This is a genomic window from Xanthomonas sp. LMG 12460 (genome assembly GCF_009192895.1).
Taxonomy (GTDB): Bacteria; Pseudomonadota; Gammaproteobacteria; order Xanthomonadales; family Xanthomonadaceae; genus Xanthomonas_A; species Xanthomonas_A sontii.
In genome coordinates this window covers 44,330-56,579 of sequence record NZ_NKUH01000034.1, presented here as the reverse complement: position 1 = coordinate 56,579, position 12,250 = coordinate 44,330, and the positions used below count along the sequence as shown (strand labels likewise).

Annotated in this window: 12 protein-coding genes; 10 read left to right on the top strand and 2 right to left on the bottom strand. The window is 69.8% G+C overall.

Going from position 1 to position 12,250, the window contains the following annotated elements; genetic code table 11:
• Positions 1-7 precede the first annotated feature (7 nt).
• From CEK66_RS08020 to salA, 4 genes are all read left to right on the top strand, one after another.
• Positions 8-1,135 carry an NAD(P)-dependent alcohol dehydrogenase gene (locus tag CEK66_RS08020; protein ID WP_017913080.1) on the top strand — a complete coding sequence of 376 codons (1,128 nt, stop codon included), beginning with the start codon at positions 8-10 and terminating at the stop codon, positions 1,133-1,135.
• 859 nt (positions 1,136-1,994) lie between these two features.
• The gene (locus CEK66_RS08015; RefSeq protein WP_017913079.1) at positions 1,995-3,188 is read left to right on the top strand and encodes an outer membrane protein transport protein; all 1,194 of its coding nucleotides are present in this window, start codon (positions 1,995-1,997) and stop codon (positions 3,186-3,188) included.
• A gap of 19 nt (positions 3,189-3,207) precedes the next feature.
• Positions 3,208-3,927 carry an alpha/beta hydrolase gene (locus CEK66_RS08010; protein WP_017915018.1) on the top strand — a complete coding sequence of 240 codons (720 nt, stop codon included), beginning with the start codon at positions 3,208-3,210 and terminating at the stop codon, positions 3,925-3,927.
• 22 nt (positions 3,928-3,949) lie between these two features.
• Positions 3,950-5,236, top strand: coding sequence for a salicylate 1-monooxygenase (gene salA, locus CEK66_RS08005; protein WP_152236510.1), 1,287 nt, complete (start codon positions 3,950-3,952; stop codon positions 5,234-5,236).
• Between the two features lie 365 nt (positions 5,237-5,601).
• On the opposite strand, the gene CEK66_RS08000 is transcribed toward salA, so the two are convergent.
• Positions 5,602-6,084, bottom strand: coding sequence for a YajQ family cyclic di-GMP-binding protein (locus tag CEK66_RS08000; protein WP_152236509.1), 483 nt, complete (start codon positions 6,082-6,084; stop codon positions 5,602-5,604).
• A gap of 393 nt (positions 6,085-6,477) precedes the next feature.
• Here CEK66_RS08000 and CEK66_RS07995 point away from each other — a divergent pair, with 393 nt between their 5' ends.
• The 5 genes from CEK66_RS07995 (at position 6,478) to CEK66_RS07975 (ending at position 10,723) form a co-directional block, all read left to right on the top strand.
• Positions 6,478-7,371 carry a DMT family transporter gene (locus CEK66_RS07995; RefSeq protein WP_152236508.1) on the top strand — a complete coding sequence of 298 codons (894 nt, stop codon included), beginning with the start codon at positions 6,478-6,480 and terminating at the stop codon, positions 7,369-7,371.
• Positions 7,372-7,468: 97 nt separating this feature from the next.
• The gene (locus CEK66_RS07990) at positions 7,469-8,476 is read left to right on the top strand and encodes a methionine ABC transporter ATP-binding protein (protein WP_152236507.1); all 1,008 of its coding nucleotides are present in this window, start codon (positions 7,469-7,471) and stop codon (positions 8,474-8,476) included.
• The gene (locus CEK66_RS07985; RefSeq protein ID WP_152236506.1) at positions 8,473-9,168 is read left to right on the top strand and encodes a methionine ABC transporter permease; all 696 of its coding nucleotides are present in this window, start codon (positions 8,473-8,475) and stop codon (positions 9,166-9,168) included. Before CEK66_RS07990 ends, CEK66_RS07985 begins: the two co-directional genes overlap by 4 nt.
• Positions 9,169-9,342: 174 nt before the next feature.
• On the top strand, positions 9,343-10,146 hold the full coding sequence (locus CEK66_RS07980) for a MetQ/NlpA family ABC transporter substrate-binding protein (RefSeq protein WP_017907484.1): 804 nt from the start codon (positions 9,343-9,345) through the stop codon (positions 10,144-10,146).
• Between the two features lie 13 nt (positions 10,147-10,159).
• Positions 10,160-10,723 (top strand): DUF1453 domain-containing protein, encoded by a 564-nt coding sequence (locus tag CEK66_RS07975; RefSeq protein WP_150411059.1) that lies wholly within the window; start codon positions 10,160-10,162, stop codon positions 10,721-10,723.
• A gap of 117 nt (positions 10,724-10,840) precedes the next feature.
• On the opposite strand, the gene CEK66_RS07970 is transcribed toward CEK66_RS07975, so the two are convergent.
• Complete coding sequence (locus CEK66_RS07970; protein ID WP_017907486.1) at positions 10,841-11,470, bottom strand: OmpW family outer membrane protein; 630 nt, start codon at positions 11,468-11,470, stop codon at positions 10,841-10,843.
• A gap of 183 nt (positions 11,471-11,653) precedes the next feature.
• Between CEK66_RS07970 and CEK66_RS07965 the strand changes: the two genes are divergently transcribed.
• Positions 11,654-12,193, top strand: a complete 540-nt coding sequence (locus tag CEK66_RS07965; protein WP_152236505.1) for a DNA-deoxyinosine glycosylase — start codon at positions 11,654-11,656, stop codon at positions 12,191-12,193.
• The last annotated feature ends 57 nt before the right edge of the window (positions 12,194-12,250 follow it).

Here is a 12,250-nt window from a genome sequence, read left to right as displayed (position 1 = left end):
CAGTGCGATGAACGCAGCAACCGATAAACGCGAGATCACCGTGGCGGTCGCGCACGCGCCGCAACAGCCCTTCACCATCGAGCAGGCGCGCATCCGCGCGCCGCAGGACGACGAGGTGCTGGTGCGGGTGGTGGCCACCGGCCTGTGCCACACCGACCTGATCGTGCGCGATCAGTACTATCCGGTGCCGCTGCCGGCGGTGCTCGGCCATGAGGGCGCCGGCGTGGTCGAAGCGCTGGGTCCCAACGTCAAGAGCCTGCAGGTCGGCGACCACGTGGTGCTCACCTATGGCGCCTGCGGCCACTGCAATCCCTGCGATGGCGGGCATGCCGCGTATTGCCAGGAGTTCTTCCCGCGCAACTTCGGCGGTGCCGACGCGCATGGCCATACCGCCATCGAGGATCTGCACGGGCAGCCGCTGCACGACCACTTCTTCGCCCAGTCCTCGTTCGCCACCTATGCGCTGGCGCGCGAGAACAATGCGATCAGGGTGTCGCGCGAGGCGCCGCTGGAACTGCTCGGCCCGCTGGGCTGCGGCATCCAGACCGGAGCCGGCGCGGTGATCAATGCGCTGAAGGTGCGTCCTGGCAGCAGCTTCGTGGCGATCGGCGCCGGTGCGGTCGGACTCAGCGCGGTGATGGCCGCGCACGTGGCCGGCGCCGCCTGCATCATCGCCGTGGACGTGGTGCCGTCGCGGCTGGCGCTGGCCAAGGAACTGGGCGCCACGCACGTGATCGACAACCGCGAAGGCGATCTGGTGGAAGCGGTGCGCGCGATCACCGGCGGCGGCGCCGACTTCGCGCTCGAATCCACCGGGCGTCCGCAGTTGCTGGAGGCGGGCATCGAAGCGTTGGCCAGCCTGGGCACGATCGGCGTGGTCGGCGCACCCAAGCTCGGCACCATGGCCGGTTTCGACGTCAACAACCTGCTGCTGGGCGGACGCAGCATCCGCGGCATCGTCGAGGGCGACAGCGTGCCGCAGGTGTTCATTCCGCAACTGGTGACGCTGTACCAGCAGGGCCGCTTCCCGTTCGACAAGCTGGTGAAGTTCTATCCGTTGAGCGACATCAACCAGGCCGCCGCCGACAGCAGCAGCGGCATCACCCTCAAGCCGATCCTGCGCATGGCCAGCTGAGCCTTGCGCTGGCGACGGCGCTGCCGTCGCGCGTGTCCCCGCAGCAGGCGTCGCGCCTGCCTCGGCACCGACGTCCCCACACGCTGCCGTGGGCGATGCCGGTGCCGTTTTTTTTGATCGCGCCCTCGCCGTGCGCGTTCGCCGGCATCCTGCCTGCCTCGGCCGAGACGCGGGAGGCCGGCGCGCGTGCCAGGCTGCGCCGCAGTGCAGCGCCCGAGCGGTGTCTGCGTTGCCCTCCTTGCGTTGCCGGACCGCACCGCCGCCCGATGAAGCCCGTGCCGTGTAGCGCCGCGCGCCGCTGCGCTGCGCGTGCCTGGCTGTCTGTGCGCTGCGGCGCGCGGGGTGTCCAGTGGCATGCAGACACTGGCATGCGCAAGCTTGCCGAGGCGGCGCAGAGCGCGTGTGCGTGCGCGTCCAGGCGTTGGCGTTTGCGCAAGCGATGCGGGCGTGCGCCTGCGACGACGCTGCCGCTGCGTCGGCATGCACGCCATCGAACGCGCATGTTGCATCGCGGAAGATCCAGTGCTAGCGCGCATCGCGCGATGAACATACCAGCAGGGTATGAAACGAGACTGACATGGTCTTGGACGCCTGGTGTGATGCGGGGCAGTGTCGGACGCATGGATGCATCGCCGAGGTCAGTCGTCTCCTGCTTCGATCGTCGCGAGCGTCCGTACCGGTCGCGCGCACGGTCTTGCGTTCGCGTCGTACCGCGTCGCCGTGTCGGCCGACGCGTGCACAAAGGATGAGTGCCGTTTCCAACATCCCGCGCTGCCGGTCGTCACGACGGCAGTGCGGACCCCGCGTGCCGCCGGTCGGCGGCCGCACCCACGCATCGGCTCGGAGGGAGGGCTCGATCATGCAGCAGTTCGCACATCCAATGCGCCGCAGGGCGCAACGACAGGGCACGCCACGCTGGACCACGCTGCTGTGGACCGTGGCGGCGGTTTCGGGTGGTGCCGCCGCCAACAACGGCGTCGCCTTGCCCGGCTACGGCGCGCAGACCCAGGGCCTGGCCGGCACCTCGATCGCGTTGCCGCTGGACGCGGCGGCGTCCGCCAACAACCCGGCCGGCATGGGCGCGGTCGGCGACCGCATGGACGCCGACCTCACCTTGATCGCGGCGCCGGTGCGCGCGCAGGTCGGCCCCAACCGCTACGGCGACGATGCGCTGGTTCCGGTGCCCACCGCCGGCTACAACCATCAACTCAACGACGACCTGAGCCTGGGGGTGTCGGTGTTCGGCCACGGCGTCGCGCTGGACTACGGCGCTCCGGTGTATGGCAGCCACAACACCCTGTCCAAGCTGCAGCAGGTGGTGTTCGCGCCGACCCTGGCCTGGCGCGTGGGCGAGCACCAGTACCTGGGCATCTCGCCGCGGCTGGCCTACCAGCGCTTGCACGTCGCCGGCCTGGAGGGGGTCGGCTTCCAGTCGGCCGGGGCCGATGCGGCCTACGGGTACGGTGTCGCCGTGGGCTGGTACGGCCAGCTCGCGCCGCGCCTGAGCGCCGGCGTCACCTGGTCCAGCCGCATCCGCTTCGGCCAGATGCAGCGCTACCGTGCGCTGCTGCCGGAAGGCCGTCTGAACATGCCGCAGCAGGCCGGTGTCGGTCTGGCCTGGCAGGCCAGCGATGCGCTGACCGTGGCGGCCGACTGGCTGTGGATCGACTGGGCCGGCGAGCGCTCCTACGGCAATCGCGTCGATGAGGGCGGCGCGTTCGGCGATCCGAACGGTCCGGGCTTCGGCTGGCGTAGCCAGCGCGTGTTCCGCCTGGGGGCCGACTACCGCCTCAACGATGCCTGGTCGCTGCGGGCCGGCTATTCCCGCGGCAGCCGCCTGATCCCCGACAGCCAGGCGCAGTTGGCCGTGCTGGCGCCGCTGGCGCAGTACAGCCACTACGCGCTGGGCGCGACCTGGCGCCTGTCGCCGCAGCTGTCGCTGACCGGCAGCGTGACCCATGCGCCGGGCGGCTCGGTCGCCAGCGGCGGCGTGCAGGCCGGGACCCGCGACCTCACCTATCTCACTTTCGGCCTCGGCTGGACCTTCCGCTGAGCCACACGGAGACGACCCCATGCAAACCTATCTGTTGCTGCACGGTTCCTGGCACGACGGCCACGCCTGGGACGGCGTCGCCGCCCATCTGCGCGCGCACGGCGTGCAGGTGCACGCACCGACCATCGCCGGGCATGGCGTGGGCGCCGACAAGCGCGTCTCGCACGCCGACTGCGTGGCCTCGGTGGTGGACTACGTGCGCCGCCACGACCTACGCGACCTGGTCGTGCTCGGCCACAGCTGGGGCGGCAGCATCGTGCAACGCCTGGCCGAGGAGGAGCCGGAGCGCTGCAAGCGGCTGATCTTCCACAACGCCTTCGTGCTGCGCGACGGCGAGGCGCTGTTCGATCTGTTGCCGCCGCACTATCAGGCGCTGTGGAAGAACGCGGTCGATGCCGACGGCGGCATCATGCTGCCGTTTCCGATCTGGCGCGACGGCTTCATCGGCGACGCCGACCTGGCGCAGGCGCAGCAGGCGTACGCGCAGTTGAGTCCGACCCCCGCGCGCAGCCATTTCGACGCGGTACCGCTCAAGCGTTTCCACGAGCTGCAGATCCCGCGCAGCTGGCTCTATGCCACCGACGATGTGGCACTGCCGCCGGGCGAGTACGGCTGGCATCCGCGGCTGAGCGCGCGCCTGGGCGGTTACCGTCTGGTCAGCCTGCCGGGCAGCCACGAAGTGTGTTTCAGCGCGCCTGCGCTGCTGGCCGAGAAAATCCTGCTGGCTGGCCGCGACTGACATTCCCCACCGGAGACTCCAGATGAATCCTGCATCCCCCCTGCGCATCGGCATCGTCGGCGGCGGCATCGCCGGCGTCGGTCTGGCCCTGGGCCTGTGCCGGCACCGCCATCTCGACGTGCAACTGTTCGAATCGGCGCCGGCCTTCGGCGAAATCGGCGCCGGCGTCTCGTTCGGCCCCAATGCGGTACGCGCGCTGGCCGGCCTGGGCATGGGCGAGCCCTATGCCGAACTCGCCGACCGCACCCCCGCCCCATGGCAGGACGTCTGGTTCGAATGGCGCCGCGGCGAGGACGCGCGGCTGCTGGGCCAGACCCTGGCGCCCGGCGTCGGCCAGTCGTCGGTGCACCGCGCCGACTTCCTCGATGCGTTGGCCACCCGCCTGCCGTTCGGGCTGGCCAGGTTCGGCAAACGCGCAGTCGCCGTGGACCAGGACGCCGACGTGGCGCGCGTGCGCTTCGCCGACGGCAGCCAGTACGAAGGCGACGTGCTGATCGCCGCCGACGGCATCAAGTCCGCCATGCGCGGCGAAGTGCTGCGTGCGCTCGGCCATGCACCGGCCGAACCGCGTTTCACCGGCACCTGCGCCTATCGCGGCCTGATCGACGCCGCGCGGCTGCGTGCCGCTTTCGCCGCCCGCGGCGTGGACGCGCACCTGGTCGACGTGCCGCAGATGTTGCTGGGCCTGGACGCGCACATCCTGACCTTCCCGGTGAAGCAGGGAAGGCTGATCAACGTGGTTGCCTTCGTCTCCGACCGCAGCGAGCCGGCGCCGCAATGGCGCGCTGGCCAGGCCTGGGTACGCGAGGCCAGCCGCCGCGAGATGCTGGAGGCGTTCGCGCACTGGGGCGAGGCGGCGCGTACGCTGCTGGAGTGCATCGACACGCCCACGCACTGGGCGCTGCACGATCTGGCCGAGCTGCCCGGCTATGTGCATGGGCGGCTGGCGCTGATCGGCGATGCCGCGCACGCGATGTTGCCGCACCAGGGCGCCGGCGCCGGGCAGGGCCTGGAGGATGCCTATCTGCTGGCGCAACTGCTGGCCACGCCTGGCCTGACGCGCGGCGATCTGCCGGCCCTGCTGCAGGTCTACGAGCGCCTGCGCCTGCCGCGCGCCTGCCGCGTGCAGCGCACCTCGCGCGAGGCCGGCGAGCTGTACGAACTGCGCGATCCGCAGGCCGGCGCCGACGATACGCGGCTGGCGCAGACGCTGGCGCAGCGCTTCGACTGGATCTGGACGCACGACCTGGAAGCCGAAGTGGCGCAGGGGCGGAGAATGCTGGCCGCGGGCGTCACCGCGGGTGCCTAGCAAGAAATTGCGGCGCTAGGCGTCCGCGTCCCGGCGCGGAGGCGGGAGTGCCGTTGCGTGGTGTCGTCTCGTTCCGATGCGGAGTGCGTCGCTTTCGCATGGGCTGCAATGGCCGGGATGCGCTCGCGTGGTCATGCCGGCATGCCTGCTTGCGCAGGCCGGACGGCATGCGCAGGTCGCGACATGGGCGTATCGCCTGTCTGCCGTGCCGCCCTGCAAGGCGAGGCGATGCGCAGCCGTGTGCACTCACGCAGCGTGGCGACGATATCGCGCGGTCGACTGCAGAACGACCATCGCCACGCGGTGGTCGTCCTGCACCCTTGCACCGGCATGGCGATGACGCGCGAGGCGTTTGCGCGGCGGCTTCAGTCGCGGAAATTGTCGAACTGCAGCGGCAGCTCGAAATCGCTCTTCTTCAGCAGCGCGATCGCGTCCTGCAGGTCGTCGCGCTTCTTGCCGCTGACCCGCAGCTTGTCGCCGTTGATCTGGGCTTCCACCTTGAGCTTGGCTTCCTTGAGCGTGGCCACGATCTTCTTGCCCAGCTTCTGCTCGATGCCCTGCTTGACGGTGATCTTCTGCCGCGCGCCGGCGAGGTTGGTCTCCACGTCGCCGAATTCCAGGCAGCGCACGTCGATGCCGCGCGCCAGCAGGCGTGCGCGCAGGATGTCGGTCATCTGCTTGACCTGGAAGTCGCTGGGCGCCGATTGGGTGATGACCTGCTCGTCGAGCGCGAACTTGGCGTCCACGCCCTTGAAGTCGAAGCGCGTCGACAGCTCGCGGTTGGCCTGGTCGACGGCATTGGTCAGTTCGTGCTTGTCGACTTCGGACACGATATCGAAGGAAGGCATGGGCAAGTCCTCGGCAAAGATGCCTATCGTAAGACGTGCGGGCGAGGAGTGGGGCGCGGCAGGTGGGAAGTGGCAGCGCAGGTGTCGCAGGGGCTGGCAGGTGCAGCGTGGAATGGATGTCGGTTCCGGCGCGTTGCGCAATGTCGTGCGTTGGTGGGCGCCGCGCGTCGCGACTGAAGTCGCTTCCACAAGAAGCGGCATCGGCCGGTGCGCCGGCTGGAGTCATGTGGGAGGGACTTCAGTCCCGACGATCAGGAGATGTCTTGAAGTCGCTCTCACAGAAGGCTGTGTCAGCCGATGCAGCCGGGGCTGGAGCCATGTGGGAGGGACTTCAGTCCCGACGCGATGAGCCCCGGCACCACGCACATCGCCGATCGCGGCGATAATGCGCCGATGCCCAACTCCCGTTCCAATGCCGCCGCCGCGTGGATGATCGCTGCGGTCGCGTTCTTCTCGCTGATGGATGCGTCCATGAAGCAGCTCAGCACGCATTATCCGGCGCTGCAGGTCGCGGCATTGCGCGGTGGGGCTTCGCTGCCGTTCGTGCTGGTGTGGGTGCTGGCCAGCGCCGGGCCGCGCGCGATCTGGCCGGTGCGCTGGGGCTTGCACCTGCTGCGCGGCGTGCTCGGCATCGCCATGATCGGCTGTTTCGCCTGGGCCTTGCGCAGCCTGCCGCTGTCCACCGCCTACACCATCTACTTCGTCGCGCCGCTGCTGGTGGCGGCGCTGTCGGTGCCGCTGCTCGGCGAATACGTGGGTCCGCGGCGCTGGGCGGCGATCGGCGTCGGCCTGGTCGGCGTGCTGGTGGTGCTGCGCCCGGGCATGGACGGGTTCGTCTCGCTGCCGGGGCTGATGGTGCTGCTGGCGGCCATCGCGTATGCGGTGGCCTCGGTGCTGGTCAGCCTGCTGGCGCGCACCGACACGTCGCAGTCGCTGGTGGTGTGGTTCCTGCTGATCATGGCGCTGGGCGCCGGCGCGTTGGCGTTACCGGAGTGGACCCCGCTGCGCCCGGCCGACACCGGCTGGATCGCCGGCATGGGCCTGGCCGGGGCGCTGGGGCAGGTGGCGCTGACCCAGGCGTTTCGCCGCGGCGACGCCTCGCTGGTCGCGCCGCTGGAGTACAGCGGCCTGTTGTGGGTGATTCCCTGGGACTGGCTGCTGTGGCGCAAGCTGCCCGACGCCTGGACCTGGGTGGGCGGGGCGATCATCGTCGCCAGCGGCCTGTACCTGCTGCACCGCGAGCGGATCCGCGCGGTGGCGCATCCGCCGCCGCAGGCACGCCCCTAGGCCCCGCGATGCGCGCCTACGTTAGAATCGAATGGAATAACGCACGCCATCCTGGCCTGCTAGGCTTTGCGCCCCCCGTCGCTGCCGGTCCCGCGCGTTGATCCAGTTCGAGCGCCTGCACAAGTCCTATTCCGTCGCCGGCCAGCCGGTCGTGGCGCTGCATCCGCTCGACCTGCGCATCGAGGCCGGCGAGGTGTTCGGCATCATCGGCCATTCCGGCGCCGGCAAGTCGACCCTGATCCGGCTGATCAACCGGCTCGAGGAACCCAGCGGCGGTCGCCTGATCATCGACGGCGAGGACGTCACCGCGCTGGACCGCGCCGGGCTGCGCACGCTGCGCCAGCGCGTGGGCATGATCTTCCAGCACTTCAACCTGCTGTCCTCGCGCACGGTCGCAGGCAACGTCGCGTTCCCGCTGGAACTGGCCGGCACGCCGCGCGCGGAGATCGACGCGCGGGTGGCCGAGCTGCTGGAGCGGGTCGGGCTGGCCGCGCATGCCGGCAAGTACCCGGCGCAGCTGTCGGGCGGGCAGAAGCAGCGCGTCGGCATCGCCCGCGCCCTGGCCACTCGCCCGCGGATCCTGCTGTGCGACGAGGCCACCAGCGCGCTGGACCCGCAGACCACCGCCTCGGTGCTGGCGCTGCTGGCGCAGATCAACCGCGAGCTGGGCCTGACCATCGTGCTGATCACCCATGAGATGGAAGTGATCCGCCGCGTGTGCGATCGCGTGGCGGTGCTCGATGCCGGGCATCTGGTCGAGAGCGGGCCGGTCACCGAGGTGTTCCTGCACCCGCAGCATCCGACCACCAAGCGCTTCGTGTCCGAGGCCGAGCACGTCGACGAGGCCGAGCTGTACCGCGATTTCACCGCCGTGGACGGGCGCATCCTGCGGCTGACCTTCCTCGGCGCCGACACCTACGCGCCGCTGCTCGGGCGCATCGCCCGCGCCACCGCGGTGGACTACAACATCCTGTCCGGGCGCATCGACCGGATCAAGGACACCCCCTACGGCCAGCTGACCGTGGCCCTGGTCGGCGGCGACATAGATGCGGCGCAGGCCGCCTTCGTCGCGGCCGGCGTGCATGTGCAGGAGCTGCGCCGATGAGTCCGATCGCCACCGCCGCCACCGGCTTCTTCCGCAATCTCGATGCCGGCAAGTGGAGCGAGATCGGTCGCGCCACCGTCGATACGCTGCTGATGCTCGGCGGCTCGCTGCCGCTGACCCTGCTGATCGGCCTGCCGCTGGGCGTGCTGCTGTTCCTCACCGGCCCGCGCCAGACCCACCAGAAGCCGCTGCTGTACGGCGGCCTGGCGCTGGTCATCAACGTGCTGCGCTCGGTGCCCTTCATCATTTTGATGATCGCGATGATCCCGCTGACGCTGTGGGCGATGGGCACCTCGCTGGGCGTGCGCGGCGCGATCCTGCCGCTGGTGGTCGGCGCGGCGCCGTTCTACGCGCGGCTGGTGGAGACCGCGCTGCGCGAAGTGGACCGCGGCGTGGTCGAGGCCAGCCTGGCGATGGGTGCGACCACCTGGCAACTGGTGACGCGGGTGCTGCTGCCGGAAGCGCGGCCGGGCCTGATCGCCGGCGCCACGGTGACCACCATCGCCCTGATCGGCTTCACCGCGATGGGCGGCGCGATCGGGTCGGGCGGCCTCGGCGACCTGGCCTACCGCGACGGCTACCAGCGCTCGCATGCCGACGTGGCCCTGGTGACCGTGGTGATCCTGTTGCTGCTGGTGCAGGCGTTGCAGATGCTCGGCGACCGTCTGGTCGCGCACTACAGCCGGCGCTGATGTTCTGCGTGCCGCGGTAGGGCTTCAGCCGCGCCTCCGATCGGTGAGCGGTCGCGGCTGAAGCCGCTCCTGCGCGCATGGATCGCCCCGCCTGCACGGCCGTCTGCTAGCGTGCACGCATCGCGGCCGCGGGTCGCGCTCCTCCACTCCCCCCCGTTTCCCCGGATACCTGCCATGACCCGATTCCCGTTCCGCCTCCTGCTCGCCAGCGCCGTGCTCGTGCTCGGCGGCTGCGGCAAGCCCGATGCCGGCGCCGCCGGCGACCATCTCAGCGTCGCCGCCACTGCGGTGCCGCACGCCGAGATCCTGGAGGTGGTCAAGCCGATGCTGGAGCAGCAGGGCCTGACCCTGGACGTGCGCGTGTTCAACGACTACGTGCAGCCCAACGACCAGGTGGTGCAGAAGCAGATCGACGTGAACTACTTCCAGACCGAGCCCTACCTGCAGGCCTACAACCGCGACCGCAAGAGCGACCTGGTCACCGTGGTCGGCGTGCACATCGAGCCGTTCGGCGCCTACTCGCGCCGCTACAAGTCGCTGGACGCGCTGCCGCAGGGCGCCGACGTGGTGATCCCCAACGATCCCAGCAACAACAGCCGCGCGCTGATCCTGCTGGACAAGGCCGGGGTCATCAAGCTCAAGGACCCGAGCAATGCGCTGTCCACCCAGCGCGACATCGTCGCCAATCCCAAGCAGCTGAAGTTCCGCGAGCTGGATTCGGCGATGCTGCCGCGGGTGCTGGACCAGGTCGACCTGGCGCTGATCAACACCAACTACGCGCTCGACGCCGGCCTCAACCCGACCCGCGACGCGCTGGCGATCGAAAGCAAGGATTCGCCGTACGTGAACTTCCTGGTCGCGCGTCGCGACAACAAGGACGATCCGCGCGTGCAGAAGCTGGCCAAGGCGCTGACCAGCCCGGAAGTGAAGGCCTTCATCCAGCGCAAGTACCAGGGCGCGGTGCTGCCGGCGTTCTGATCGGGCCACGCGCATGCCGCTGCTGCTGGCCATTCCGCTGGCGATCGTGATCGCGCTGGCGGTGACCGCGGTGCTCTTGCCGCTGTCGCTGCTGCAGCGGTTTCGCGTGGGCACGGCGCGGCGTCAAGCGCGCGGTTGGCTGGTCGCGGTGCAACTGTGGTCGGCGCTGCTGTCCAGCGTGGTGGTGCTGGTCTTCGCCCTGATCGCCGCGCACTGGTGGCCCGGTGCGGCCACGCATGCGCTGGCCGGCTGGGGCATCGGCGCGCTGCTGGGCGCGCTCGGCATCGTCGCCACCCGCTTCGAGCCGTTGCCGCACGGGCTGCACTACACGCCGAACCTGTGGTTGGTCTTGGGTCTGACCGCGCTGGTGGCGGTACGCATCGGTGCCGGACTGTGGCAAGGCTGGCGCAGTCTGGCCGATGGTGCGGCGTGGCCGACCGAGGGCTGGATGAGTCATGCCAGTCTGCTGGCCGCCGCGGCCTTGCTGCTCGGCTATGCCTGCGCCTACGCCTGGCTGCTGCGGCGGCGCCTGCGCCGGTTCGACCGCTACCGCGGTTTCGATCGCTCGCCGCGCTGAAGGCGCCCGCGTGCACGCGCAATGCGGTTTGCGCTGGTCGCGCGCTCGATCCGGCGCACGCACAAAAACAAACGGGCCCTTGCGGGCCCGTTTGCGCAAACGCTGGAGACGGAACGCTTAGAAGCGCGCGCCGACGCCGAAGCTGAACAGCCACGGATCCAGCTTCAGGTCTTCGCCGGTGCCTTCGCCGGCCACCTTCAGCTCCGGACGCGAGTGCATGTAGCGCGCATCGGCACGGGCGAACCAGGTGGAGTTGATGTTCATGTCCACGCCGACGGTGCCGATGGCGCCCTTGGCGGTGTCCAGGCTGATGTGCTGGTCCGGGTTCAGGCCAGCCAGCTTCTCGTTGCTGAAGTTGGACTCGTAGTAACCGACGCCGACGAACGGACGGAACACGTTGTCCGCCTGGCCGAAGTGGTACTGACCGCTCAGCGCGATCGGCTGCTGCTCGACGGTACCGACCTTGCCGATGCCGTCGGCCTTGACGCGGTGGTTGAACTTGTCGGCAGCGCCCCACAGTTCGACCGCCCAGTTGTCGTCGATCAGCCAGCTGGCGCTGATGGTCGGCGCCGGGCCGCCATCGACGTCGAGGCCGGCCGCCGGCTTGGAATGCGGGTCGAGCAGGGTCGCGCTGCCGACGACGGAAAAGTGCTTGCCGGAAGCGGTATCGGCATCCTGTGCGAATGCGGCGGGCGCAAACGCAAGGGCGGACACGACAGCCAGGCTCAGGATCTGAATGGACCGCATGGGGTATCTCCTCATCTTTTTTCTTGTGGGGCCACGGGAGTGGGCGCGCACACCGTATCGATGAGAAGATGAATCGGCGCCGACCCTCGTCGGACGAATGCAGGCGACGTTCAGGCACTTGCGCCCGATGCTTGAAATAACGAGGTTTTAAGGCTTTTGGCTGTTCATCCAGATGCGCGCGACGTGACGACGCAGCCGCTGTTGCAGGGCCTGCCCGCGCGGATTCGCGACGATTGCCGCGTGCTTGTGCTCGGCTCCATGCCCGGTGCGGCGTCGTTGCAGCACGCGCGTTACTACGCGCATCCGCGCAACCGGTTCTGGCCGCTGATGGCGACGCTGTGCGGCTTCGATGCGGCACTGGACGCCGAAGCGCGGATGCAGGCGCTGCACGCGGCCGGCGTGGGCCTGTGGGATGTGATCGGCCAGTGCCGACGCCGCGGCAGCCTGGACGCGGCGATCGTGCGCGGCAGCGAAATTCCCAATGCCTTGCCCGAGCGCATCGCGCAGTTGCCGCAGCTGCGCGCCATCGCCTGCAATGGCGCGGCGGCGGCGCAGGCGTTCGCGCGCTTCGTGCAGCCGCACCTGCCGCTGCGCGATCCGCCGCTGGTGCTGCTGGCGCTGCCGTCCAGCAGCCCGGCCAATGCCGCCTTCGCCTGGCCGCGGCTGCTGCAGGCGTGGTCGCCGCTGCAGCAATGGCTGCGGGTGCCGATGGCTGGCGATTGACGGGTGCCTCCAATCACGCACGAGGCACACGCGCAGGGGCGGCTTCAGCCGCGACGC

What these genes read in the sequence shown, in the direction of transcription:
- CEK66_RS08020 (WP_017913080.1), top strand. Translation starts at nt 8, where the DNA reads ATGAACGCAGCAACCGATAAACGCGAGATCACCGTGGCGGTCGCGCAC.
- CEK66_RS08015 (WP_017913079.1), top strand. Translation starts at nt 1,995, where the DNA reads ATGCAGCAGTTCGCACATCCAATGCGCCGCAGGGCGCAACGACAGGGC.
- CEK66_RS08010 (WP_017915018.1), top strand. Translation starts at nt 3,208, where the DNA reads ATGCAAACCTATCTGTTGCTGCACGGTTCCTGGCACGACGGCCACGCC.
- salA (WP_152236510.1), top strand. Translation starts at nt 3,950, where the DNA reads ATGAATCCTGCATCCCCCCTGCGCATCGGCATCGTCGGCGGCGGCATC.
- CEK66_RS08000 (WP_152236509.1), bottom strand. Translation starts at nt 6,084, where the DNA reads ATGCCTTCCTTCGATATCGTGTCCGAAGTCGACAAGCACGAACTGACC.
- CEK66_RS07995 (WP_152236508.1), top strand. Translation starts at nt 6,478, where the DNA reads ATGCCCAACTCCCGTTCCAATGCCGCCGCCGCGTGGATGATCGCTGCG.
- CEK66_RS07985 (WP_152236506.1), top strand. Translation starts at nt 8,473, where the DNA reads ATGAGTCCGATCGCCACCGCCGCCACCGGCTTCTTCCGCAATCTCGAT.
- CEK66_RS07980 (WP_017907484.1), top strand. Translation starts at nt 9,343, where the DNA reads ATGACCCGATTCCCGTTCCGCCTCCTGCTCGCCAGCGCCGTGCTCGTG.
- CEK66_RS07975 (WP_150411059.1), top strand. Translation starts at nt 10,160, where the DNA reads ATGCCGCTGCTGCTGGCCATTCCGCTGGCGATCGTGATCGCGCTGGCG.
- CEK66_RS07970 (WP_017907486.1), bottom strand. Translation starts at nt 11,470, where the DNA reads ATGCGGTCCATTCAGATCCTGAGCCTGGCTGTCGTGTCCGCCCTTGCG.